At 40.4% G+C, this 24263-nt stretch carries 25 protein-coding genes; 3 read left to right on the forward strand and 22 right to left on the reverse strand.

The genetic code is table 11. The annotated features are described in order from the left end of the window. Positions 1-383 precede the first annotated feature (383 nt). From rpmG to IGI54_RS08040, 6 genes are all read right to left on the reverse strand, one after another. The gene (gene rpmG / locus IGI54_RS08015; RefSeq protein WP_010740369.1) at positions 384-533 is read right to left on the reverse strand and encodes a 50S ribosomal protein L33; all 150 of its coding nucleotides are present in this window, start codon (positions 531-533) and stop codon (positions 384-386) included. A gap of 123 nt (positions 534-656) precedes the next feature. Then, the gene (locus IGI54_RS08020; RefSeq protein ID WP_071860980.1) at positions 657-1130 is read right to left on the reverse strand and encodes a glutathione peroxidase; all 474 of its coding nucleotides are present in this window, start codon (positions 1128-1130) and stop codon (positions 657-659) included. 78 nt (positions 1131-1208) lie between these two features. After that, a complete protein-coding gene (locus IGI54_RS08025) occupies positions 1209-3332 on the reverse strand; it encodes a penicillin-binding transpeptidase domain-containing protein (protein ID WP_430620402.1) in 2124 nt (707 codons plus the stop codon). A 433-nt stretch (positions 3333-3765) separates the two neighbouring features. Then, complete coding sequence (gene thrS, locus IGI54_RS08030) at positions 3766-5712, reverse strand: threonine--tRNA ligase (protein WP_071860978.1); 1947 nt, start codon at positions 5710-5712, stop codon at positions 3766-3768. A 434-nt stretch (positions 5713-6146) separates the two neighbouring features. Beyond that, on the reverse strand, positions 6147-6323 hold the full coding sequence (locus tag IGI54_RS08035; protein WP_071860977.1) for a 2-hydroxymuconate tautomerase: 177 nt from the start codon (positions 6321-6323) through the stop codon (positions 6147-6149). Between the two features lie 80 nt (positions 6324-6403). After that, complete coding sequence (locus tag IGI54_RS08040) at positions 6404-6577, reverse strand: hypothetical protein (protein ID WP_216430651.1); 174 nt, start codon at positions 6575-6577, stop codon at positions 6404-6406. A 139-nt stretch (positions 6578-6716) separates the two neighbouring features. Here IGI54_RS08040 and IGI54_RS08045 point away from each other — a divergent pair, with 139 nt between their 5' ends. The 3 genes from IGI54_RS08045 to helD all read left to right on the forward strand — a co-directional run bounded on the left by IGI54_RS08045 (position 6717) and on the right by helD (position 10676). Continuing rightward, positions 6717-7127, forward strand: coding sequence for a VOC family protein (locus IGI54_RS08045; protein WP_430620403.1), 411 nt, complete (start codon positions 6717-6719; stop codon positions 7125-7127). 17 nt (positions 7128-7144) lie between these two features. Then, complete coding sequence (locus IGI54_RS08050; RefSeq protein ID WP_430620404.1) at positions 7145-8017, forward strand: VOC family protein; 873 nt, start codon at positions 7145-7147, stop codon at positions 8015-8017. A 379-nt stretch (positions 8018-8396) separates the two neighbouring features. Then, positions 8397-10676, forward strand: coding sequence for an RNA polymerase recycling motor HelD (gene helD / locus IGI54_RS08055; protein WP_430620405.1), 2280 nt, complete (start codon positions 8397-8399; stop codon positions 10674-10676). Between the two features lie 52 nt (positions 10677-10728). Here helD and IGI54_RS08060 read toward each other — a convergent pair whose 3' ends face one another. The 16 genes from IGI54_RS08060 to IGI54_RS08135 form a co-directional block, all read right to left on the reverse strand. Further along, positions 10729-11448: a YebC/PmpR family DNA-binding transcriptional regulator gene (locus tag IGI54_RS08060; RefSeq protein ID WP_071860973.1), complete on the reverse strand. Its 720-nt coding sequence runs from the start codon at positions 11446-11448 to the stop codon at positions 10729-10731. Positions 11449-11520: 72 nt separating this feature from the next. After that, positions 11521-12660, reverse strand: coding sequence for a nucleotidyltransferase (locus IGI54_RS08065; RefSeq protein WP_430621489.1), 1140 nt, complete (start codon positions 12658-12660; stop codon positions 11521-11523). A 186-nt stretch (positions 12661-12846) separates the two neighbouring features. Continuing rightward, positions 12847-13578: a class I SAM-dependent DNA methyltransferase gene (locus IGI54_RS08070; RefSeq protein ID WP_430620406.1), complete on the reverse strand. Its 732-nt coding sequence runs from the start codon at positions 13576-13578 to the stop codon at positions 12847-12849. Continuing rightward, positions 13578-13934: a ribosome silencing factor gene (rsfS, locus tag IGI54_RS08075; RefSeq protein WP_311900086.1), complete on the reverse strand. Its 357-nt coding sequence runs from the start codon at positions 13932-13934 to the stop codon at positions 13578-13580. Before rsfS ends, IGI54_RS08070 begins: the two co-directional genes overlap by 1 nt. 33 nt (positions 13935-13967) lie before the next feature. After that, entirely contained in the window at positions 13968-14564 is a 597-nt protein-coding gene (gene yqeK, locus IGI54_RS08080; RefSeq protein ID WP_430621490.1) for a bis(5'-nucleosyl)-tetraphosphatase (symmetrical) YqeK, read from the reverse strand. Then, positions 14554-15135 carry a nicotinate-nucleotide adenylyltransferase gene (locus tag IGI54_RS08085; protein WP_430621491.1) on the reverse strand — a complete coding sequence of 194 codons (582 nt, stop codon included), beginning with the start codon at positions 15133-15135 and terminating at the stop codon, positions 14554-14556. Before IGI54_RS08085 ends, yqeK begins: the two co-directional genes overlap by 11 nt. 90 nt (positions 15136-15225) lie before the next feature. Further along, positions 15226-15537: a ribosome assembly RNA-binding protein YhbY gene (yhbY, locus tag IGI54_RS08090; RefSeq protein ID WP_216430645.1), complete on the reverse strand. Its 312-nt coding sequence runs from the start codon at positions 15535-15537 to the stop codon at positions 15226-15228. A 37-nt stretch (positions 15538-15574) separates the two neighbouring features. Further along, the gene (gene yqeH, locus IGI54_RS08095; protein WP_430620407.1) at positions 15575-16684 is read right to left on the reverse strand and encodes a ribosome biogenesis GTPase YqeH; all 1110 of its coding nucleotides are present in this window, start codon (positions 16682-16684) and stop codon (positions 15575-15577) included. Continuing rightward, on the reverse strand, positions 16685-17209 hold the full coding sequence (locus IGI54_RS08100) for a YqeG family HAD IIIA-type phosphatase (protein ID WP_071860965.1): 525 nt from the start codon (positions 17207-17209) through the stop codon (positions 16685-16687). It lies immediately after the preceding gene. A 595-nt stretch (positions 17210-17804) separates the two neighbouring features. Continuing rightward, positions 17805-18539 carry an amino acid ABC transporter ATP-binding protein gene (locus IGI54_RS08105; protein ID WP_430620408.1) on the reverse strand — a complete coding sequence of 245 codons (735 nt, stop codon included), beginning with the start codon at positions 18537-18539 and terminating at the stop codon, positions 17805-17807. 18 nt (positions 18540-18557) lie between these two features. Next, the gene (locus tag IGI54_RS08110; RefSeq protein WP_071860963.1) at positions 18558-19247 is read right to left on the reverse strand and encodes an amino acid ABC transporter permease; all 690 of its coding nucleotides are present in this window, start codon (positions 19245-19247) and stop codon (positions 18558-18560) included. Positions 19248-19259: 12 nt separating this feature from the next. Continuing rightward, positions 19260-20102 (reverse strand): transporter substrate-binding domain-containing protein, encoded by an 843-nt coding sequence (locus IGI54_RS08115; protein ID WP_430620409.1) that lies wholly within the window; start codon positions 20100-20102, stop codon positions 19260-19262. A 165-nt stretch (positions 20103-20267) separates the two neighbouring features. Next, positions 20268-21074 carry a transporter substrate-binding domain-containing protein gene (locus IGI54_RS08120; protein WP_430620410.1) on the reverse strand — a complete coding sequence of 269 codons (807 nt, stop codon included), beginning with the start codon at positions 21072-21074 and terminating at the stop codon, positions 20268-20270. A 158-nt stretch (positions 21075-21232) separates the two neighbouring features. Continuing rightward, the gene (locus IGI54_RS08125; RefSeq protein WP_071860960.1) at positions 21233-22018 is read right to left on the reverse strand and encodes an acetyl-CoA carboxylase carboxyl transferase subunit alpha; all 786 of its coding nucleotides are present in this window, start codon (positions 22016-22018) and stop codon (positions 21233-21235) included. Then, positions 22015-22884: an acetyl-CoA carboxylase, carboxyltransferase subunit beta gene (gene accD, locus IGI54_RS08130; RefSeq protein WP_071860959.1), complete on the reverse strand. Its 870-nt coding sequence runs from the start codon at positions 22882-22884 to the stop codon at positions 22015-22017. Before accD ends, IGI54_RS08125 begins: the two co-directional genes overlap by 4 nt. Before the next feature lie 11 nt (positions 22885-22895). Continuing rightward, entirely contained in the window at positions 22896-24260 is a 1365-nt protein-coding gene (locus IGI54_RS08135; RefSeq protein WP_430620411.1) for an acetyl-CoA carboxylase biotin carboxylase subunit, read from the reverse strand. Positions 24261-24263: the final 3 nt, after the last annotated feature.

Genomic DNA, 24263 nt, shown 5'->3' on the forward strand with positions numbered 1-24263 from the left:
ACTAGAAAGTTAGCTTTTATTTAGGATTCTATGAAGTTTTTATGTAGATTTTCAAGCTGATCAATAAAGTAGAAAAAATCAGGGTTGATGCGATTAAAAGGAATCATTTTTTACCCCAAAAAATTGATGTCATCCTCATTTCGTATACGATTTTTCTAAACTGCTGAGTAGGAAGAAAAACTGATCGCAGACTCCAATTAAAAGGAACTATAAATTTTTGACAAAATTTATTCTTATTCTCCTCGGCATATCATTATGCTAAACAGCCCTATTCCTAATAGTAAAATTAGCAAATTTTAGTTTTTAAACTACAAACACCGCAGAAAACATAACTGACAAAAAAAGTCAGTGATCGTTGTATGATCACTGACTTTATAAGGCGATTATTTTACTTCTTTATGCAAAGTAACTTTACGTTCGCGTGGGCAATATTTCATTTTTTCCAAACGATCAGGGTTGTTACGTTTGTTTTTGTTTGTTAGGTAGTTACGTTCTTTACAAGAAGTACATTCTAAAGTGATGTTTACGCGCATGATTTTCCCTCCCTAATATAACCAGTTTTCCAAGATATTTCTCAGACTTTGATATCATATCATGTTTTGAATTCTTTGACTAGTCTTTTTGCCAATTTTGTTAAGTAGTTCTACTTGACGTTTTTACAACAGCGCCTCAATATCAGCCGCGATGCTTTCTGGCTTTGTTTGCGATCCGTAGCGTTTTACCACGTTTCCTTGACGATCTACTAAAAATTTGGTGAAATTCCATTTGATTGCTTTGTTAAGTAAACCACCTTGCGCGCTCTTTAAATAGGCGTATAATGGGGCTTCGTTTTCACCATTGACATCGATCTTACCAAAAGTTTGAAAAGTCGTATGGTATTTTAATTGACAAAATTCTGCAACTTCCACATTGCTGCCGGGAGCTTGATTGCCGAATTGATTGCAAGGAAAGTCTAAAATTTCAAAGCCGCGTTCTTTATAATCGTCGTATAAATTTTGTAATCCTTCATATTGCGGTGTAAAGCCGCAGCCTGTCGCTGTATTAACGATCAACAAGACATCTCCTTGATAATCTGAAAGTTCTTTTTCTGTTCCATCTGTTTGTTTTACCTCAAAGTCATATACTGACATTATTTCCACTCCTAACTATTATGTTTATAAGATTGGTTCATTCGTCAAAAAAAAAACTAAGAAGCTAAGCTTCTTAGTTTATTGTACGCCATAAGTATCAGCAAACGCATCTATTATGTCTTTCGCAATTGCTTTATTGGTATCATCGTGGTCTTCGTCTAAGTTAGGCAGCATCACACTAATCGCGATCTGCGGTTTATCATAAGGTGCGTAAGCGACAAGATTACTGTTGATCGTATTCACATCTGGATGTCCATCTGGAACTGTCTCAGCTGTCCCTGTCTTTGCTGCGGGATCTAACTTAGCTGAAGCAAGATCTCTGGCAGTGGTATAAGGATTTGTGCCATGGACCGCTTGATAAAAGCCTTCTCGAATAATACTCATTTGCTCAGGCGTGATATTTACTTGATTCAATTTCTTACCTGTAATCTCTTGTTGTAGTGAACCTAAGCCACCACTGTCATTGTTTCCATAAATTCCTTTGACTACGTGAGGTGAGATTCTCGTCCCACCATTAGCGACTGTCGCCGCATATTGGGCTAATTGCATTGGTGTATAAGTATCATACTGACCAAATGATAAATCTAACAGATTACCAGCACCAGGAGCTTGATCCGTACCAAATTGATCATTCACTAGACCAGGTGATTCATTCGGCAAGTCAATCTGAGTCTTCACGCCCATGCCATATTCCGCAAGCCCTTTTCGTAATTTTTCATACATTTCTTTAGATGAGGCAATTTCCGGCAACGTCATATCGTATTGATATTGTACACCTAACATCCGCAAGACAATCTGCATCATGTAAGCATTAGAAGAAATTTCCAAAGCTTGGACAGTGTTCAAGGGAATTTGATTTCCCAACACTTTATTATATATAGAACTTTTTTGAGCTGTTCCACCCAACTTGATTGGTTGATCGATCAACGTATCATTGCCGCTGATTGCTCCTGATTCATAACCAGCTGTAATGGTTCCGCCTTTAACCACAGAACCTGGTACAAAAGCATTCGTAATGGTCCCTAACGTATTTTCCGTCAATGTCTTGCTATTTACGTCATGTTTAAAACCGGTCATGGCATAAACTTCACCAGTATTCGGATTCATCGCCACCGCATACGCACCTGGTGAATACTTAGCGACACCGCTATCGACTAAACTTTGAAAATGTTTCCGTAAAATATCTTCAACTTTTTTCTGGAACTCCGTATTAATAGTCAAGACAAGGTTTGAACCCTTCTCGCCTTTTTTTACCTCTTGCTGCTTCTCGATGTTTCCTTGTTGATTCAAGGTTACCTTGTATTCGCCTTTTTTCCCTTGCAGCTGTTCTTCGTATTGTTTCTCTAAATAGCTATTACCTACTCGGTCATTACGAGCGTAACCTTTTTTCAACAAAGCCTCTGCTTCTTCGGCTGGTAAGCCTTGTTTTTCAGTCGTAATGTCCCCTAGAATGCTTCGTAACGAGCCATCTAAGTCATCATTATAGGACCGATCCCAGTCGGTACCAGTGGAAACGCCTGGCAAATCAGCAGCATGTTCGGCAACAACTGCTAATTCTTCATCAGTAACACCTTCGTTCTTCACAAAAACTGTGCTAAGAGCCGATGCTGCATTCATTCGTTTAAAGATCGTTGCTGCCTTTAATTGATTCTCGTCAAACTGAATCTCACTATCTTTTACTTTATCAACCAGCTTTGAATATTCATTTGACGTATCTAGATTTTTCTCTTTAAATGAAAGACGCTCCTCGGCGGCCTCCAAGTTTTTCTGATTTGCTAACCAATAATCTTTTTTATCTCGGGTCGTCAACCCTTCATCTGCGGGGACATTGATCAATGTGTTTAGCTTATCCGCCAAGTCACGAATATCCTTGCCTTCCATCATGTTTCCTCGGGTAAATGTAATCGCTGGATTTGCCTGATTATTGACCAAAGCAACTCCTTTTGCATCATAGATTACTCCACGAGGTGCATTTTCTTTGACGGTAATAGTTGTAGAAGACTTTATCTCTGCCTTCATTTTATCGCCATTGACGATTTGTAGATATCCTAGTCGGGTGACTAGAATTACAAAAAGGCCAAAGATGACAAAAAATAAAAAATTCAATCTAAAAGGAATGTGACTTCTATTTTGATTACGGCCTTTTTCGTCTCCAAGTTTTAGTTTCTCAAAAAATTTCTTTAATGGATTCGTTGGTTTCATTCATACGTTCCTTCCATTTCGACAGTTACTTGTCTTATTGTAGCCGAAAATATGTTTTTTAAAAAGGATTAATCGTATGACCTTTACCATAGTTTAAAAACTTCAGTCACTTTTTTATAATAGAAAAGCAAAGAGTGTTTCACACTGATATGATAATTTTTTTATTTGACAAATTAATCCGCGAAAATCCATCATTTCCACTTAACAAAAAATTCATTTTCCGTGAAACATTCTCAACTTGCTCTTTCTGTGGAAAACTCAAAATTTCAAAAAGCGGATTTGACGCATTTTCTTTAAAAAGTTTTCCACAAATGAATTATCGCCATGAACTTCTGCTTTTTTCTTCTATTAAAAACAATCTTTATGATCCTTTGATTACTAAATAAAAAATCCGATGAGTTTCCTCACCGGATCAAATGTATCGTATATGCGATTAATCTTGGTTACGACTCATATTGTCGATATCGTCTTTGATTGCATCAACGAATAGATTTAATTCTTGAACTTCTTGGTCTTCGCTACCATAGCGACGGACGTTGACTGTCGCACTTTCCACTTCTTTATCACCAATGACTAATAGATAAGGAATTTTTTGTGTCTGTGCTTGACGAATCTTGTAACCAAGTTTTTCATTACGGTCATCCACTTCCACTCGAACGCCTTCGCGCATCAAACGGTCCTTCACTTCATAGGCATAATCACCATGGTGTTCTGGAGATACCGGTAAGATCGCCACTTGTTCTGGAGCCAACCACGTTGGGAACGCACCTTTGTATTGTTCGATCAAGTAAGCAGTGAAGCGTTCCATTGTTGAAACGACGCTGCGGTGAACGACAACTGGGCGATGTTCTTTACCATCTTCACCAATGTAAGACAATTCAAAACGTTCTGGTAATAGGAAGTCAAATTGGATCGTAGATAACGTTTCTTCTGTTCCTAAAGCAGTTTGGACTTGGACATCCAATTTAGGACCGTAAAAGGCTGCTTCACCATCAGCTTCAAAGTAATCAAAGCCTGATTCATCCATAACTTCTTTCAATAACCGTTGTGAATTTTCCCACATCGCATCATCGTCGAAGTATTTTTCCGTATTTTCAGGATCACGGTAGCTTAAACGGAAACGATAATCTTCAAAGCCAAAGTCTTTATACACTTCCAAGATCAAGTCTAATGTACGGCGGAATTCCTCTTTAATTTGATCGGGACGAACAAAGATGTGGGCATCGTTCATCGTCATTTCACGAACACGTTGCAACCCAGACAAAGCACCAGATTTTTCATAACGGTGATCCATCCCAAGTTCAGCTAAACGAATTGGCAACTCACGGTATGAGTGAATGTGATTTTTATAAATCATCATGTGATGTGGACAGTTCATTGGACGTAAGACTAATGATTCCTCACCGTCTCCCATATCCATGATTGGGAACATATCGTCTTTATAGTGATCCCAGTGACCAGAAGTTTTGTACAAGCCAGTGTCCGCAAGAACTGGCGTATAAACGTGTTCATAGCCCATAGAAATTTCTTTATCAACGATATAACGTTCGATCACGCGGCGGATTGTTGCGCCTTTTGGTAACCAGAATGGCAAGCCTGAACCCACTTCTTGTGAGATCATAAATAGGTCTAATTCTTTCCCTAATTTACGGTGGTCACGTTCTTTGGCTTCTTCACGCATTTTCAAGAAATGATCTAGATCCGCTTGATTGAAGAACGCTGTTCCATAGATTCGTTGCATCATTTGGTTATCAGAATTTCCACGCCAGTAAGCGCCCGCTACTGATAATAATTTGAAGACTTTGATTTTTCCAGTTGAAGGAACGTGTGGTCCACGACATAAGTCAGTGAATTCACCTTGTGTATAGGCTGTAATCACTTCATCTTCTGGTAGATCAGTAATCAATTCTACTTTGTAAGGATCATAGCTGAAGAAATCTAGCGCTTCTTGACGGCTCATGACTTTACGTTCGATCGGTAAGTTTTCTTTGACGATCTTCTTCATTTCTTTTTCGATTGCCGGGAAGTCTTCTTCGCTGATTTGGTCGCCTTCTCCATTATCTGTATCATAGTAGAAACCAGAATCGATGGCTGGTCCTACGCCAAAGTGCATGTTAGGAAATAAACGACGGATTGCTTGTGCCATTAAATGAGCGCTTGAATGACGCATTAATGGTAAGGCTTCTTCATCACTTTCAGTCACGATTTTTAATTCCGCGTCTTCTTCAATTGCACGATTCAAATCTTCTAATTGACCGTTCACTACAACGGCTAAGGCTTTTTTGGCTAATGAGCTAGAAATACTTTTTGCGATTTCTAAACCAGTTACACCGTTGTCAAATTCTTTTGCTGATCCATCTGGAAATGAAATTTTTACCATCCTGTAGTTCCCCCTTATTAGTTTTGATTGATAGAAAAAAGAAGCTTAAACACATTTGTTTTCTTGTTAGGCAAGTGAAGTTTAGATACCATTCAACAGATTCTCGTACGCCTATCATTCTACTAATTCAACTAAAGCTGAAAGTAGAACTAACAAAAAAAGTCCTAGTACCGTAACGGTACTAGGACGAATAAACGTGGTTCCACCTAATCTTTGGACAGAATTTCTGTCCCTCACAAGCGATAACGGCGCTGTCCGCCCCTGCATTTAACAGGAGTCTTTGAAAGTGGTCATCCCTCGCGCTTGTCTGGAAAAGTTTCAGCCGTGCTCTTCCTCTCTGCTAAACAGCTTTCAAGTTCAGGTGTCTTTCTTCATCAATCAATTACAAACACATTATAAACACTTATTGATTTAAAAAGCAAGTACAACATTTATTATTTCCACTTGCCGCCTTGCGCATAGCGATCTTTTTGCATTTCATTAATAATGACGTGGATGTTTTCCTTTGGTGCACCAGCTGTTCTTGATACCGCCTCTGTTACTTCTTCCACCATTTTAGTTAACTGTTCTTGTGTTCTGCCTTCTACTAATTCGATGTGTACAAATGGCATGATGAATCACTCCTCTTATTTTTATTACTTCGCCTAATTTTAACACAATTAAATAAAAAATAAGGGATCAATCGTATCCCCTATTTTTTAGACCATAAAATAATCTCCTCGGGACTAAAATATAACTGCTGCTGTCCTGTAAACCGAACCAAGTAGCGTTTTTGCTGCTGATCATAAAAAACAATTACGCCATAGATTCCCTGTAAGGGTCCAGTCGTCACCGTGACTCCTTCACCAAGTTTGAATGCATCCAATACTTTGCGCTCCTCTCTTATTACCTTCAGCATACTGATTTCATTTCTATTCGTCAAAATAAAAATTCTGACAGAGCATAATGTTATTGATAGCCCTTTCTTCGTGGTAAAGTGAAGCAATAAGAACGGAGGAGTTCACATGGATATCTATTTACATTTTGCTGACCAAGCCAGAGAAGTCATCGCATTTTATGAAGAAGTTTTCGAAACCGAGCCAGCGCAGGTGATGACTTTCGGTCAAATGCCTCAAGACGAACAGCAGCCGCTGAATGACAAGTTCAAAGATTTAGTTCTGAACGCTAGCCTTAAATTGAATGATACAAATGTCATGATTTCAGATAGTCCAGAGGGTCTGGCTCCACCAATCGTCGTTGGAAATAATGTCGCTTTAGTTTTTAACGCCCACACTACTGAAGAAGCAACGAAAATCTTCCGTCGCCTCACTGAAAGAGGAACAATTTTGTTGCCGTTAGAGAAAACTTTTTGGGCAAAATTATATGGAATGGTCAAGGATCAATATGGCGTCATGTGGCATATCAATCTCTATTAGAGAAAGGATGAACGATCATGGAGCATCAATTTGGCTGCTGTCTTTGGTTTGATCACAATGCTGAAGCAGCTGCAAAATTTTACTTAGAAACCTTTGAAGATAGTCACAGAAAAGAAACCTTTTATTATGTAACCGATGATCATGGGAAAATTGGGGATACGTTGACTATTACTTTGGAGTTAGCTGGCTGTGAGATCATGCTATTGAACGGTGACGATACGTTCAAACCAACACCAGCGATTTCCTATGTTGTCAATTGTGAGAATGAGCAACAATTACAATTTGTCTGGGATCAGTTGAATAGTCAAGGCGAAACGTTGATGCCCTTAACCGATTATCCTGAACTTGGAAAATTCGGCTGGACAACTGACCGCTTCGGTTTTTCTTGGCAAGTTCGGCTGTGGGATAATTTGCAAACGATCCTCCCTTGTATCATGTTCGCCAATCAAAACTATGGCCTAGCGCAGGCCGCAATTGATGAATGGATCGAAATTTTTGGCGGCAAACTAAACTTTATGATCAAAGGAAAGGAAGAACGTTTACGAGCAGCTGGCTTTCAGCTTCGAGGGCAAGATTTGATTATTATGGATAGACCGGAGAAACAGCCTTTTGATTTCTCAATGGCGAATTCATTCTATTTGTATTACAAAGACCAAGCAGATATTGATGAAGCTTGGGAGGCGATTACGAAAGAAGGCAAAGAATGGCCCTGTGGCTGGATGGAAGATAAATACGGCGTTTATTGGCAAACAGCCAGTAGCCAGCTAGACGACATGCTTCGTGATCCTGATCAGGAAAAAGCCAAGCGTGCGACATTAGCAATGTATGAAATGAAAAAAATTGATCTCGCTAAGATGCAGCGAGCCCATGATGGCATTGAAGAGTATTGAAGAGCATTGAATCGCGTTGAATAGGAGCAATGAATCAAGGTTAGGACAGAAGTCTTCAGTTTCGAGCATCAAGGAGGGACTGTTTCACAACAATAAGACGGGATTTTCGAAAATAGCTAGGAAACACAACACTTCTAGCGTTGATGTTGAGTGTTCCTACTTGGTGCTCCGCAAATTTTTGTAAAATTTCGGCTTATTTCCGAAGAAGCCACTTCTGGACCACCGTTTACACATGAATAGGGGCTAGGATTATATTAATGTCCTAGCTCCTTTTTGCTGATTTTTGTCAAATTCAGCCTTTTGCTTCTCTCCGCCCTTCTATGCTATACTGTTATGCTGTTAAAAACAGTTTGATGGAAAAAACAAAGGAGGATGCTCAATGAACGCTAGAGAGTACGAACAAGAGCACGTCCAACAGACAAGCACCTTAATCCAACAAGAAATTGCTTTTTTGGACAATCAAAAAAAGGAAACAAAATCAAAATTTGATACCGACATGTTGGAAAATGCCGGTCAAAAAATCCAAGCCGGTTCCTTTGAAGCACTAGCTGATACGATGGCAGAGACGCGCCAGCATGAGCAGGAGTTGTTAGTACGCTATCAAACCTTCGCTTCACAAGAAAAACGTCAAAAAGTGCTTAAGCTAATGGGGCAAAATCCTTACTTTGCTCGGATTGATTTTAAAGAAGACCAAGAAGCGGAGACACTTTATTTAGGAATCGCTTCTTTAAGAGATACAAAAGAAGAAACGATCGTCATTGACTGGCGGGCCCCCATCGCCAATCTTTATTATGAAGGCACACTAGGTCAAACCCATTATGAAGCTCATGATGCGATCATTCCCATTGAATTATTATTAAAGCGACAATTCAAGATTCGTGAAGGTCAGATTTTATCAATGGTGGATACTTCCGAAGCAATCAATGATGATTTCTTATTAGAAATTTTAGACGAAGCCTCTTCGAACCATATGAAAAATATCGTGGCAACGATCCAACGTTCGCAAAATGAGATCATCCGCGACACTAGAAGCAAAGTCTTAGTTGTAGAAGGAATTGCCGGCAGCGGGAAAACTTCTGCTTTGCTGCAGCGAGTTGCCTACCTTCTTTATCATAATCGCAAATGGTTAGATAACGAACAAGTATTGCTGTTCTCGCCAAACCATATTTTTTCAGATTACATTTCGACTGTCCTGCCTTCTCTTGGCGAAAGCGGGATACCGACGAAAACTTTCAAAACCTTCTTAGCCGCGTTATTGCCGACCTATCAGATCCATACGGAGGAAAGTCATGAAGAAGTCTTCCTTTCTGGTCAAGATGATCGCGTCTTAAGAGCGAAAAGTAGTTTTGCCATCGTTCAATCGCTGTATCGTTACGTGGAGCAAATTTCTGATTTTGGTCCTTTGTTCCGTGATTTGAAGCTAAAGCAAGATGTACTGATTTCTAAGCAGCAAATCCGCAACTGGTATCAAGAAGCCAACCCTAGTTTGCCGATGTATCAACGAATGCAACTGCTACAAACGAAGCTTTTGAAGAAATTGGGTGGCTTGGAAAAGGATGAGATGAAAAAGGATTGGGCAAAGAAAGCGGCCGACGAATTAGTCGATGCGGTCTTTGTCAATAATCCCGATATGGAAGATTCTGAAAAGGCGGAGCGTCGATTGCGTCGCCAAATGACACAAAAAATTGTCCGAAAGAAATTCCGTCCTTTACGCCGCCAAATCAATCGTTTCGGTTTTATCAATTATGCGAAACAATATCTGCATTTTCTGCAACAGGTCCCAAGTAGTTTATTGGAACACTATCAATTGACGGAAGAAAATTGGAAAACGATGCAAACGGAATTACTGCAAGATTTCAAACGCAAAGACATCAGCTTGGAAGATGGCACCTTATTGTTTCTATTAATGAAGGCGATCCATCCACTGGATGTTAGACAAAAGGCGCGTTTTATCTTCATTGATGAGATGCAGGACTTTTCACCGGCACAAGTCGCTTTGTTGAAACATTTGTATCCCAAAGCAACCTACACATTATGCGGTGACTTGAATCAAAAAGTTTTTGGCAATGAAAGTATGGTTCATTCATTGGCGGAGATTTTTCCTGAGCAAGAATTGACGCATTTTGAGCTGACCACAAGTTATCGTTCCACTGAAGAGATCACTAATTTTGCCAATCAGTTTTTGACCCAGGAAAATCGGGTAGAGCTTACTGCTCGCGTAGGCGATTTGCCGAATATTTATTATGCCAATGAAAAACGTCAAATGATCGACGGGTTGGTTCAGCAAATCGAGGAAACAAAAGAACTGGCAAAATATTGGCGCACCGCGATCATTGCAAAGACCGTGGAAGAATGCCAAGACCTTTATAACCAATTGACGCCAGAACAAAAAGACCAAGTCCAGCTGCTGACAGATGGCGAAGACTTCATGAAGAAGAGTCTGATTATTATTCCTACTTACTTAGCCAAGGGGTTAGAATTTGATCGCGTCTTTGCTTGGAACGTCTCACCGGAAAATTATCACACGGAACAAGACAAGCTGATTTTATACACCGTCTGCACCCGTGCGATGCATGAATTGAATCTGCTGGTGGTTGATCAGAAGAGTCCGTTACTAGAACAAATACCAGAAACACTTTATCAAGAAAAAGCGATTTAAGTAAAAAAAGAAGGAGGCGGGGAAAAATAATTTCCTCGTCTCCTTTATTTTTTTAATCGTCTAACTCAACGTTATGATAGATTTGTTGAACATCTTCTAATTCATCTAACACGTCGATCATTTTTTCAAATTTTTCTAAGTCATCACCGGTCAGCGTTACTTCGTTTTGCGGAATCATTTGCATTTCAGCCATCGAAAATTCTGTAATGCCCTTTTCCTTCAAAGCTGCTTGGATCTCATTGAAATCTTCTGGTTCACCATAGACGATGATTTGTCCATCTTCGTCAACAACATCGCGAACATCAATTTCTTTTTCCATCAGATATTCCAAGACCTCATCCGCATCAGCACCAGTAAAGCCGAATAAAGCGGTATTGTCGAACATATACGCAACCGCGCCAGAGACGCCCATGTTTCCGCCGTTTTTACCAAAGGCGGCACGAACATCAGATGCAGTCCGATTGACATTATTCGTCAAGGCGTCAACGATGACCATTGAACCATTCGGTCCGAAGCCTTCATAGCGTAGCTCTTGGAAGGTTTCGTCGCCAGAGCCTTTCGCTTTTTCGATCGCACGATCAATGATATGTTTTGGTACATTATAGGTTTTCGCCCGTTCAATAACGAAACGCAATTTTTGGTTGGCATGCGGATCAGGGTCTCCTGATTTTGCTGCTGCATAAATTTCGATCCCAAATTTTGCGTAAATTTTACTATTGTTTGCATCCTTCGCAGTCTTCTTCGCTACGATGTTCGCCCACTTACGTCCCATGTTTTCACTTCACTTCCGTTAATTTTTTACTTTCTCATTATAACGACTCACCTGTGCTTTGGAAAGTCTTTTTTAAACTTGAATCGGAAATCGCCCGCTGGTCTGTTCAGCTGGACAAATCAATTGATAAATTTGATCGGCACGATAGGTCAAGAAATGTTGTTCTCGTTCCTTTTGACCAATTTTCGCGGCAACTGGCAGTGTAAACTGCTTTTTCTTTTGGTTTAGATAGGCTTGACCTTTTTGTGTGAAACCTAAAATGTGCAGCAGTGAATCTGCTTGTTCGGCTTTTATTTCGGCTTCGCGAACTTGTAGCAAGACATAGGTAAGCAGGCGTTGCAGCCGCGGTTGCGTATAACGTTTGGTACTGATTGCTTGCAAATAATCGGAAAAATTAGCCGCCTTTTGACTGGTCAAGCGATGCTCCAAGCCTTCATTCATTTGATACAGCTCTTGCATCCCTTCCAACGAAGTAGCTCGCAGCTGATACTGCAGAAAGGGCCAAAAATCGGACCAAGCAATGTGTGTTTTTTGCAATGCGTGTAGTGTTTCAACAGGGACAAAGTCTGACACCTCATCGCCTGCTAAGACCGCTTGCCGAATACCGGTAGCACTAGCAAACTGATTATCCACCAACGACTCATCGTGATAGCCTTGATCTTTGCGAGGCAACGGGAAGATTTCCATCGGATGATCATAAAAGGCATTTTCCTTAGCATAACTTAACCCTAAAATATGATTTGGTGGGAAAGCTTTCGCCTTAGGATAAAGCCGAGACACGGCCTCCGCCATTTTTTCCGGGTAACTCCAGCCAACCGGCAACTCATGAAATAACTGATCGATCGCTGCTTGCTCTTCCATAAAAAAGCGGCCATAATCTGTGTAATCAAACGTCGCCTGATTGTCCGTCCCGAAACATAGAGCGTCGCAATTCAACGCTTGTAGCAGCTTGATGCTGCCCTTCGCGAAATAATCCGCTGATTGAACGGCCCAAGCAAAAGGCAATTCCACAACAAGATCGACACCATTTTTCAATGCCGCTTCGGCCCGCGACCATTTATCCGTAATCGCCGGCTCTCCACGCTGTAAAAAATTCCCGCTCATCACCGCTACAACTACATCTGCACCACTTAGTTCCCGCGCTTTTTGAGCGTGATATTTATGCCCATTGTGAAACGGATTATATTCAACGACTATCCCGCAGCTTCGCAAAGCCATTCCTCCTTTAATCAAAAAAGTCCGTCTTCAATAAGAAAGGCTTTAGCGAACTCACCTAGCTCATTGCCGATAAAACTGGTTCGTGAAGCCGGACATGGATATACCTGCTGTAAAGCGATTTATCCATATAAAAAATTGATACTTTATTTATAAGGGCAAAAAAGCCGAGATTGCTCTCGGCTATTTTTGACAAACAAAAAACCAGCGTTTGCTTGTCTTGTTTGGTTGTTCATCCGTAAAGTCCGCAAAGACTTCAACTTTTTTAAAGCCCACTGCTGTCAGCATGTTTTGATACATTTCCAGCGGATAGGTCCGCTCTTGATGGAGTTCATCGAAGCGTTCAAATTTTTCTCCTGTTTCTTTGACGAAAAAGGTTAAAAAATGTTCAATGCTATGAGGAACCTCACCAGGATAACTATCCCATAAAAACGCAAAATCTTCTGTCTGATCATGAAAGCTATAATTAGGAAACACTTCATCCACTTGGTACGTTGAATGGACATCGAAAATAAAACTGCCCTTTTCTTTCAACAACTGGTATACGCCGCTAAAAACTTGTTGAACTTGCGTTGCGTCTTGCATATAGCAAAGAGAATCAGAGAAACATGTCACAGCTTGATAGTTACCGATATCGGTCAAATCCAGCATATCTCCGGCAATCCAGTTGATCGAGACCTCTTCTTGAATTGCCCGATCGCTAGCCAGCATCAGCATTTCCTCCGATAGATCTAGACCCGTTACCTCAAAATCCGCCTTAGCAAACTCAACAGCTAACGCACCCGTTCCACAAGCCAACTCTAAAATCTGCTTGGTCCCTTGAGGTAAATGTTTCAGTGAGAAGTCTAACCATTGCTGATACAGCGAATCATCCATCACTTCATCATAAACAAAAGCAAATGTTTCGTACGCCATTAGTCGATCCAAGCCTCAATGTTCTCTAGTGGTGCATCGGACCATAGTTTTTCTAAGTTATAAAATTCTCGTTCTGAAGGACTGAACACGTGAACGATCAAATCGCCTAAGTCGATCAAGACCCATTTCCCGCCATCTTTTCCCTCTACTCGTTTTACTTCTACTTGCGCTTCTTCTTCCTTGTCAAGGATCTCATCAACGATTGCGTTGATTTGACGATCTGAATTAGCGGAACAAATCATAAAATAATCGGCTAATAGAGAGACTTGTGTAACATCCAAGGCAACAATATCCACCGCCCGTTTTGAATCAGCTGCTTTTACTGCAATTTCTAACATTTTTTTACTATCTATGATAATTCTCCTCCTTATAATTGTACAACTTACTTTTTACTTTATTCCTGCAACCCAACGATTATAGGTTTCAATCGTTTTAGGATAAATTGGACTTTCACCTTCAACTAAATGTGCTAGCGTATGTTTTGTTTCAAAAGCCACCGCTTGATCTAAATCACTAAAAGCGATCACACGAGCATCTTCTACACTAGGAAAATTCCGACCTGGCTCGATATAGTCTGCCACATAAATAATTTTATCTAAAAGCGTCATCTCCGCCGCTCCAGTCGTATGCAGGCGAATTGCATTTAAGATTTCCTCATCAGTAATACTTAACTCCCGCGCTACGAAATCTGCACCTACAAGTCCGTGCCAAATGGCGTTGCCATATTTTAATAATTCCGTTTTATTTTCAAAATTTCCTTGATCGATGGCTAATTGAAACTCTTCATCTGAACGTTCTTTGGCATAATCATGAGTTAAAGCTGCGACACTAGCTTTTTCCGGTGACTCGCCGAAACGTTCAGCTAAAGCGACCGCGGTTTCTTCTACTCCAAGTACATGCTTGAAGCGTCGTTCGCTCATTCGCATTTGAACAGCCTGCATCAAAGCTTCACGATCCATCGCCGTATACTCATCACTATACTTCATCAAGATATAAACCTTCTTCCGCGATATATTCTCGTACCCGATCAGGGACTAAATAACGAATTGAACACCCTTGCTTTACTTGTTTACGAATGTAAGACGAGGAAAGCTGAATCTCAGGAACATCTACCCAAATAATCGGATAAGGACTTTCTGGTGTAAACCCCGCCCGCTTCACGCCGACAAAATTCACCAGCTGAATTAATTCATCGATGCGATGCCATTTCGGTAAATAAGCCACTTCATCGCCGCCGATAATGAAATAATATTCTGTATCTGGATTTTCAGCGGTCATTTCCAACATCGTATCGATGGTGTAACTCTTTCCCTTACGTGCCAATTCTCTCGTATCCACCGATAAAAAAGAATTATCTTCAACTGCCAGCTTCACCATCGCTAATCGATGCTTACTATCGATCGTTTTCTTTTCATCCACATGAGGCGGTAAATAACTCGGCAACAAATGTACTTCATCAAATCCCATTTTTTGGCCCACCTGTTCCGCAATCATTAAATGCGCATGATGGATCGGATTAAAATTCCCGCCTAATAGGCCCACTTGTTTTTTTGCCATCGTGGAAACCGTTAGCGGTTCAACCTTTGGAATCGTTAAGACATCTGAATACAACCGTCATTCCTCCTTAGTATTTGAACGTATTTAACATTAAATTGCTTGAACTTCTTTTGAGATTTTTTGATACTTTTCTTTGCTTGATGCTTTGTATAATACCAATACACGTCCAATGATCTGAACAATTTCGCAATTGATTTTTGCTTCTAAAACATGGGCCACTTCATCAGCCACTTCATCGGTATTTTGCAGCAAATTGACTTTGATTAATTCTCTTTTTTCTAACGCTTCATTGATTTGAACAATCACCGCTTCATTCAGACCATTCTTGCCGATTTGAAAAATCGGTTGTAAATGATGTGCCTGACTGCGTAAGAAACGTTTTTGTTTTCCTCTTAATTCCATTATATTCCCCTTATTTGGATCTTAGTATTTTTATGTCTTAAACTAGTGCCTTACGAGTCAAAACATCGACTCCCTTTGGTGCCCAACCAGCCACAACAGCCGGTTTTGATACCGTCACCCAGCCTAATCCGGCGAATACGATATCAGTTTTTTCTTTAATTGAAAATTCAAAACGCACCAATTCAGGAAAATCTGGGACTTCATCAGGCCGTGGCGGATGCAATAAGCCTCCCACATGCTTCTCATAAAATGCATCAGCCTTTTCAAGTTTCGTCCGATGTGGCTCGATATCATTGGAGACATAAGCGACAAAAGATGCCCGTTCCCCTTGAATAAAATCAAAACGAGCCAAGCCACCTAAAAACAAGGTTTGTCCTTCATTCAGCTGATAGACTTTCGGCTTGATTTCTTTATGAGGTGCGATGATCTTCAAATCTTTTTTACCAAGATAATGCGCCATCTGATGGCGATGAATAATCCCTGGTGTATCAAATAGATAATGGCCATCATCTAATGGAATCTCGATCTTATCTAAAGTTGTTCCAGGAAACTGCGACGTCGTAATCAAATCTTGAACGCCAGCCGTTTGCTTAATGATTTGGTTGATTAACGTGGATTTCCCAACGTTGGTTACCCCAACTACATACACATCGCGACCTTCGCGATATTCCTCTATTTTCGCTAATAGCTCTTCCATTTCATGGGGTTTGCGAGCGCTAGTCAATAAAATATCCACTGGCCGCAAGCCTTCCTCATGAGCACGTTCACGCATCCATTGAGTCAAGCGACCGCGTTTCAACGATTTTGGCAATAGATCTACTTTATTACCGACTAATAAGACCGGATTGTCACCAACAAAACGATGCAAGCCGGGAATCAACGAACCGTTAAAGTCAAAAATATCCACGACATTTACGATTAACGCATCTGCTTTTCCTAATTCATTTAACAAGCGTAAAAAATCGTCATCCGTCAATGAGACATCTTGAATCTCATTGTAATGACGCAGGCGGAAACAACGTTGACAATACACTTCGCCGTTTTCCAAGCCTTTTTCTAAAGCGGATTGCGGAGTATAGCCTAATTCATTGGGATGATCCGTTTGAATCTTCGCACCGCAGCCGATACAATATAATTCTTCTTCCATTTATAATTCACTCTTCCATTTCATCTCAGGGTCATTGCGTAATAAAATATGCATCACACGACGTTCAAAAAAACGATTGATTCGCGTATTCCAACCATCCGTGTCAAGAATTGGACGAACCAGAATGCTGCGAATGCCAGCGGCACTGGCACCACGGATATCCGTCATGACTTGGTCACCGATCATAACGATCTCATCCTTTGAAACACCTAGTTGCTGTTGCGCATTTTTTATTCCTACAGAAAAAGGTTTCATCGCCCGTGAAACAAAGTCCAACTGAAAACTTTCCAGCGCTTTGGCCACTCGACTCGCCTTATTATTTGAGACAACGACAACTGGAATTCCCGCGTCATCCATCATTTTCAGCCAATCAATCAGCTCTTTGGTCCCGTTAGGATTGTTCCAAGCAATCAAAGTATTATCCAAATCTGTCAACACAGCTTTAAAGCCATGAGCCTTCAATTGTTCTGGGGTAATTTGATAAATGGCTTCGACCATCCACGTTGGTTTGAATTTATCTAACATGGCAACTCCTATCACTTTTTTTATACATCTACAAAACCTGATTATAACGCAATTTTTCAGAAAACTCTACATTTGACTATAAAGGTTTTAGAAAGACTTTATGAACCTTCGAACTTTTTAAGTATTAAACAGAAATTTGAGCTTATTATCAAAGAAAAATTACCTTGAAGAACAGATTTTTTAGATTCGCAACAATTCCCACTTATTTTTGTCGCTCTATCATTCTGCTAAACAATTAATTCTAGCTATAGTTTTTTTACTCGTTAATACTTTTAACTAAAAATAAACTCGAAAAGCAGAACTGACAGCTAGCTCATAAATAAAGTTGAATTTTTTATATACAAAAAATTCTCCATCTTCGTAGACATACGATTCCACTAGTCCCACTAAAGCGCGAAGTGGAACTCGCAGACGACTCAAAACGGAAATAAATTTTTTCAAGAAATTTATGTTTATTTTTGTCGCTCTATCATTCTGCTAAACAGTTAACTCTACATATAGTTCGTATTCGTTTAGTTCTTTTTACTCAAAATAAACTGCGAAAAGCAGAACTGACAAAAAAAGACTAGGCTTTGTTTGCCTAGTCTTGAGGGTTTTATAATACTTTGGATAAAAAGTCGATGGTTCGTGAATTTTTTGTATGGTCGAAGACTTCTTCTGGAGTACCTTCTTCAACGATCACGCCACCGTCCATAAAGATCACACGGTCGCCGACTTCTTTGGCAAAACCCATTTCATGAGTCACGATCATCATGGTCATGCCTTCTTTGGCCAACTGCTGCATAACTTCTAGAACGTCCCCAACCATTTCAGGATCGAGTGCTGATGTAGGTTCATCAAAGAGCATTACGTCTGGCTGCATTGCTAATGCTCGTGCGATTGCGATCCGTTGTTGCTGGCCGCCGGATAACGATTGCGGATAAGCATCCGCTTTTTCTGATAAGTCGACTTTTTCCAATAGTTCTTTGGCAATGATTTCTGCTTCTGCTTTCGCCAAGCCTTTAACCTTTATTGGTGACAACATAATATTGTCTAACACTGTCATATTAGGGAATAGATTGAACTGTTGGAAAACCATTCCCATTTTTTCCCGTGTCTTAAAAATATCATTTTTCTTATCTGTAATATCAGTACCTTCAAATTTAATCGTCCCAGAGGTTGGAACCTCTAATAAATTGACACAACGTAAAAAGGTACTTTTACCCGAACCGGATGGGCCAATGATTACGACCACTTCACCTGGTGTAATTTCTGCTGAAATATCTTTCAATACTTCGTTGTCACCAAATTTTTTATTTAAATGTTCAATTTGAATCAATGCTTCTGTCATTATTTTTCACCTCTACGCTTATCGTTGATAGCCTTTGCCAAGTTTTTTCTCCCATAGGTTCAGCAGACGCGAGGTGATGAAGGTCATCACAAAATAAAGTCCCGCCGCCACAATCAAAGGTTCTAATGGAATATAAGAGTTCGATACAACAATTTGAGCTGAACCCATCAATTCATTGATTCCGATCGTTGCTAGTAAAGAAGAATCCTTGATCAAAGTAACAAATTCATTGCCTAAAGGTGGTAAAATATTTCTCAGCGCTTGTGGTAAAATCACATACCGCATTGTTTGAGCTGGACGTAGCCCTAAAGAATGGGCCGCTTCCGTTTGACCAAAATTGACGGCGGTAATCCCGCCACGAATGATCTCCGCCACGTAGGCTCCTGAGTTTAATGATAAAATAATCATCCCAGGAAACAACCGATTGACACCAACTGATAGAACACCGACGTCTAAATCCTTCGAAGGAAAGAAACCTTGTAAGATCAAAAAACCGATTGTAATTTGTAATAACATCGGAGTGCCACGTAGCACTTCGATGTAAATATTTGCTAACCAATTTAAAGGTTTATGTTTTGATAATTTTAACAAAGCCATCGCTAAGCCGATCAGTGTCCCTAAACAGACTGTTACTAGCGAGATACCCACAGTAATTCCCGCGCCGGAAATGAAATAAGATAAGTATTTATTTAAAAATGAAAAATCCAAAACAGATACCCTCTATTCTTTCGCTGATTTTTCGGCTAGTTCATGGTTTTGTTTTACAAATTCATCAATCTTGCCTTCGTCACTTAATTTTTTGATAATTTTATTTAATTCAGTTTGGAATTGATCGCTACTTTTTGGTAATGCAATTGCAAAAGCTTCATCATCAGAGGCTTTTAAATCAATGTTAGCGATCATCAAATCTGGATTTTGTTCTACGTAAGACTCAGCGATTGTTTTTTCAACAACCATTGCGTCTAATGATCCGCTGTTTACTTCAATCACCATGTTCGGTACTTTTTCGATTGAAACAAGTTTTGAATCTTTAAGCTGTGTCTTGACGATGTCTTCTTGAATCGAGCCTTTTTGGGCGCCGACATTTTTATCTTTCAATGCATCAACACTCGTAAACTTGTCTTGATTTTTTTTGTTGATGATCAAAACTTGTGGTGGGTTATAGTAGTTATCTGTGAAGTTAAATTGTTCTTTCCGTTCCTTCGTTGCTGAGATGGCTGAAATCGCGATATCTGATTTACCTTCTTTTAATGAAGCCAAGACCGTATTAAAACTCATATCAGAAACTTCCGCTTTCACGCCTAGTTCTTTGGCGATCGCATTGACTAAGTCAATATCTGCCCCAACAATTTTATCTTTGCCATCTACCATTGTATGGAATTCAAATGGTGCGTAGTCAGCTGAAGTAGCGACTTTTAAGACGCCCGCTTTTTTGATTGCTGCTAATTGGTCTTCTGATTTTGCATTTGATGAGGAATCCGCAGTCTTATCGCTGCCTCCACCACATGCTGCTAAAGTAAATAATGCTAATAATGTCATAACTATGCCGGTAATCTTTTTCATCCTGGTTCCTCCTAATGTAGGTCACTATTTTTGAAAGCTTATTTCAATGAATTTATTATAGCATGAAATTTTCATAAAACAAGTAAAAAGTGTATAAATATCGATACATAGTGAAATTAATTGATTTTTAGTGTATATATGCAACGATTGAATGAATAAATATTTTTATTCTCCGCCTTTTTGCGCTAACTGATTGTTTTCTTCTACCATTTTGTCGATCGTTCCATCCGCCTTCATTTCTTTGATATGTTTATCTAGCTCCTTCACCAATTTCTCGTTTCCTTTTGGCACTGCAATGCACAAAGAGTCTTCCTTCATACTTTTTAATGGGATTTCAGCAATCATCAGCTCTGGATTTTGATTCACATACGCATCAGCTACGGTTTTTTCTACAACTAGTCCATCTAGCGAACCATTTTTAACTTCAAGAAAAATATTTGGCAGCTTTTCGATTGAGACTAATTTTGCATCTTTCATTTGCTGTTTTACGATATTTTCTTGAATTGTTCCTTTTTGCGCCCCAACTTGTTTCCCCGCAAAACTTTCGATTGAGTTTAGTTTGTCAGCATTTTGTTTATTAATCACGATTACTTGTGGAGAGGTATAATAATCTGTCGTGAAATCAAAGCTCTTTTCCCGCTCACTAGTTACCGATATCGCTGAGACGGCAATATCAGCTTTACCTTCTTTGGCCGCCGCCAAAACTGCATTAAAACTCATATCGACCCAATCCACTTTGACATCCATTTTTTTGGCGATTACTTCAACCATTTCTATATCTGCCCCGACAATCTTGTCTTTCCCGTCAATCGTCGTATGAAAACCAAAAGGCGCATAATCCGGGGACGTGGCGACCTTAATGACACCTTTTTCTTTAATCGTATCCAATTTATCCGCTTTTTCTTTGCTGCCGCATGCCGCTAATGACAATAAAATTACTCCCGCTAAAACAACCTTCATCATCTTTTTCATTTACATACCTCCGTTTACTATATTGAAAATAGTATAGCATATTATTTCATAATTTCTAGATATAAATGAATATTTATTTAAATTATCGCAAAAAAATGGCCTCTGTTAGATTTATATTCATTTTGACGCATAAAAAAAGCGGCGGCTTCTGCCGTCGCTTAAAATTTACGGAAACGTTGGTAACGTTTCTCGATTAATTCTTCTTTTGAATAGCTAGCTAACTCGGTCAGCTTTTCAATTAAAGCCTTTTGCATCATGCGAATGATTTTGTCTTCGCTAAGTTTTTTTCCTTTTAGCGTTTCGGGAATCACTCGATCGATCACATCAAGCTCCAATAATTCAGCAGCGGTGATTTTCATCAGCTCGGCTGCTTCATCAGCTCGCTTTCCATCCTTCCAAAGGATCGAGGCAAAGCCTTCTGGCGATAAAATCGCATAAATACTGTATTCCATCATCCAAACTTCGTCAGCAACAGCTAAAGCTAATGCTCCACCACTGCCACCTTCACCAGTCACAATCGAAATGATTGGTACGCTTAAATCCGACATTTCCATCAAATTACGTGCAATCGCTTCGCCTTCTCCCCGTTCTTCGGCTTCAACCCCACAAAAAGCACCGGGCGTGTTCACAAAACAAATCACCGGACGATTGAATTTCTCCGCCTGCTTCATTAAGCGTAATGCCTTGCGATAGCCTTCGGGATTCGGTTGACCAAAATTGCGATCCATATTTTCTTTCAGGTTTGCGCCTTTTTGGATGCCGACGACCGTAACTGGGTTTCCCGCCAGCTTGGCGATCCCGCCAACGATTGCAGGATCATCGCCAAACGAACGATCCCCGTGAAATTCCTGAAAATCAGTAAAGATTTTTTCGAAATAATCAAGGCTGGTTAAGCGCTCTTGGTGTCGAGCTAATTTTACAATTTCTCCAGCAGTCAGACTCATTTCTCACCCCAGCCTTTCTGTTGATGAAGTGCTAATAATTGCGTTAAACGTTCCCGCAGTTCTAAACGAGGAACGATTTGATCAATAAATCCGTGCTGCAATAAAAATTCCGCTTTTTGGAAATCATCTGGTAATTGTTGACGAATCGTCTGTTCAATAACCCGACGTCCAGCAAAACCGACTAAGGTTTGCGGTTCAGCTAGAATAATATCCCCTTCCATCGCGAAGCTGGCTGTTACCCCACCAGTCGTTGGGTCAGTTAGGACCGTGATGTATAAAAGCCCAGCATTGCTGTGCCGTTTCACAGCCGCAGAGATTTTTGCCATCTGCATCAAAGAAAAGATCCCTTCTTGCATCCGAGCACCACCAGAAGCAGTAAACAGTACAACTGGTAATTTTTCGCTGACAGCTTGTTCAAATAGACGAGTAATTTTCTCCCCTACGACGGTTCCCATACTTCCCATAATAAAGTTGGCATCCATCACACCGATGGCAACAGTTTCACCATTGATCGTGGCTTTTCCTGTCAGAACCGCCTCATCCAAACCGGTTGTCTCACGAGTCTTTTCGATCTTCGTTAAATAATCCGGAAAATCAATGGGATTTTTCTGAGGTAAATCGTTGTTCCAATCAATCAAGCTTTTTTCATCAATCGTTAGCGCCAATCGTTCCCAAGCACTGATCCGAAAGCTGTAGCCGCAATGCGGGCAAACTTTTTCAGCGCCCATTTCTTTTTTGTACAATGTTCGTTTACAATTCGGGCACTTCGCCCACATATCGTCTGGTACAGTTGGCTTCGTTGTCGGCGCACTGTCGCGGTTAGGATTGATCCGAATGTAGTTTTTTTTCTTATTAAAAAGTCCCACCTAAATTCCTCCTACTCGCTTTGTTGCCACTCAGGTAAAAATGTTTTTTGTAAAAAGCTGGTATCATAATCACCAAACAAGACACTTGGATGACTGATTAAATCCATTTGAAACTCAACGTTGGTGATCACTCCGTCTGAAACGAATTCCCCTAATGCCCGCTGCATCTTCATCAACGCATCAAAACGGTCTTCACCATGAACGATGATCTTTGCAATCATTGAATCATAATACGGCGGGATTGTCACCCCACTGTACATCGCGCTATCTACTCGCAGACCTAACCCGCCGCTTGGCAACAATAAAGTTTTGATCTTGCCGGGAGACGGCGCAAAATTGAAGGCCGGATTCTCCGCGTTGATGCGGCACTCAATAGAATGGCCCTGGAATTTCACATCGGACTGCTTCAAGCCCAATGGTTCACCAGCCGCGATCTTGATTTGTTTTTTGACAATATCGATTCCAGTTACCATTTCCGTAATCGGATGTTCGACTTGAATCCGCGTATTCATTTCCATAAAATAAAAACTTCCGTCTTCGTCTCTTAGAAATTCAATCGTTCCGGCGCTTTCATAATTGACGGCTTTTCCCGCTTTGACGGCGATATCTCCTAGCATTTTACGAGTTTCTTCGCCAATGACTACCGAGGGTGCTTCTTCCAAGACTTTTTGATTGTTCCGTTGCAATGAACAATCCCGTTCTCCTAAATGGATCACGTCGCCTTGTTGATCACCTAAAATTTGGACCTCGATATGACGTGCTGGATAAATAATTTTTTCCATATACATCGCGTCGTCACCAAAGGCCGCTTTGGCTTCGGATTTTGCAGACAAGAAATTCTTTTCCAGTTCGCTTTTAGTCGGAACTTTTCGAATCCCTTTTCCGCCACCGCCTGCTGCCGCTTTCAGCATCACCGGATAACCGATTTTTTCAGCTAACGCTTCGGCTTCTGCCAATGTGGCGATCGCGCCGTCGCTGCCGGGAATCACTGGGACGCCGGCTTTTTGCATTAATTGACGAGCGTGGATTTTATTTCCCATCGCGTCGATGGTTTTTTCACTAGGCCCGATAAATTTAATATTGCACTCGGCGCACATCGTCGCAAATAAACTATTTTCGGACAAGAACCCAAAGCCTGGATGGATCGCTTCGGCATTGGTCACGATCGCAGCACTTAAAATCTCTTGCATATTCAAATAAGATTCACTGGAACGGGCAGGGCCGATACAAATTGCTTCATCAGCCATTTCCGTATGTAACGCTTCTTTATCCGCTTCAGAATAAACCGCTACTGTCTGAATTCCTAATTCACGACAGGCACGGATAATTCGGACAGCGATCTCGCCACGGTTGGCGATCAAAATTTTTGAAAACATCGG

It is taken from the genome of Enterococcus sp. DIV0800 (genome assembly GCF_050559735.1).
GTDB classification, from domain to species: domain Bacteria; phylum Bacillota; class Bacilli; order Lactobacillales; family Enterococcaceae; genus Enterococcus_A; species Enterococcus_A devriesei.

Bases quoted from the DNA above. Each gene is read 5' to 3' on its own strand.
- rpmG (WP_010740369.1), bottom strand. From the start codon at position 533: ATGCGCGTAAACATCACTTTAGAATGTACTTCTTGTAAAGAACGTAAC.
- IGI54_RS08020 (WP_071860980.1), bottom strand. From the start codon at position 1,130: ATGTCAGTATATGACTTTGAGGTAAAACAAACAGATGGAACAGAAAAA.
- IGI54_RS08025 (WP_430620402.1), bottom strand. From the start codon at position 3,332: ATGAAACCAACGAATCCATTAAAGAAATTTTTTGAGAAACTAAAACTT.
- thrS (WP_071860978.1), bottom strand. From the start codon at position 5,712: ATGGTAAAAATTTCATTTCCAGATGGATCAGCAAAAGAATTTGACAAC.
- IGI54_RS08035 (WP_071860977.1), bottom strand. From the start codon at position 6,323: ATGCCATTTGTACACATCGAATTAGTAGAAGGCAGAACACAAGAACAG.
- IGI54_RS08045 (WP_430620403.1), top strand. From the start codon at position 6,717: ATGGATATCTATTTACATTTTGCTGACCAAGCCAGAGAAGTCATCGCA.
- IGI54_RS08050 (WP_430620404.1), top strand. From the start codon at position 7,145: ATGGAGCATCAATTTGGCTGCTGTCTTTGGTTTGATCACAATGCTGAA.
- helD (WP_430620405.1), top strand. From the start codon at position 8,397: ATGAACGCTAGAGAGTACGAACAAGAGCACGTCCAACAGACAAGCACC.
- IGI54_RS08060 (WP_071860973.1), bottom strand. From the start codon at position 11,448: ATGGGACGTAAGTGGGCGAACATCGTAGCGAAGAAGACTGCGAAGGAT.
- IGI54_RS08070 (WP_430620406.1), bottom strand. From the start codon at position 13,578: ATGGCGTACGAAACATTTGCTTTTGTTTATGATGAAGTGATGGATGAT.
- yqeK (WP_430621490.1), bottom strand. From the start codon at position 14,564: ATGAAGTATAGTGATGAGTATACGGCGATGGATCGTGAAGCTTTGATG.
- IGI54_RS08085 (WP_430621491.1), bottom strand. From the start codon at position 15,135: ATGGCAAAAAAACAAGTGGGCCTATTAGGCGGGAATTTTAATCCGATC.
- yhbY (WP_216430645.1), bottom strand. From the start codon at position 15,537: ATGGAATTAAGAGGAAAACAAAAACGTTTCTTACGCAGTCAGGCACAT.
- yqeH (WP_430620407.1), bottom strand. From the start codon at position 16,684: ATGGAAGAAGAATTATATTGTATCGGCTGCGGTGCGAAGATTCAAACG.
- IGI54_RS08100 (WP_071860965.1), bottom strand. From the start codon at position 17,209: ATGTTAGATAAATTCAAACCAACGTGGATGGTCGAAGCCATTTATCAA.
- IGI54_RS08105 (WP_430620408.1), bottom strand. From the start codon at position 18,539: ATGACAGAAGCATTGATTCAAATTGAACATTTAAATAAAAAATTTGGT.
- IGI54_RS08115 (WP_430620409.1), bottom strand. From the start codon at position 20,102: ATGAAAAAGATTACCGGCATAGTTATGACATTATTAGCATTATTTACT.
- IGI54_RS08120 (WP_430620410.1), bottom strand. From the start codon at position 21,074: ATGAAAAAGATGATGAAGGTTGTTTTAGCGGGAGTAATTTTATTGTCA.
- IGI54_RS08125 (WP_071860960.1), bottom strand. From the start codon at position 22,018: ATGAGTCTGACTGCTGGAGAAATTGTAAAATTAGCTCGACACCAAGAG.
- IGI54_RS08135 (WP_430620411.1), bottom strand. From the start codon at position 24,260: ATGTTTTCAAAAATTTTGATCGCCAACCGTGGCGAGATCGCTGTCCGA.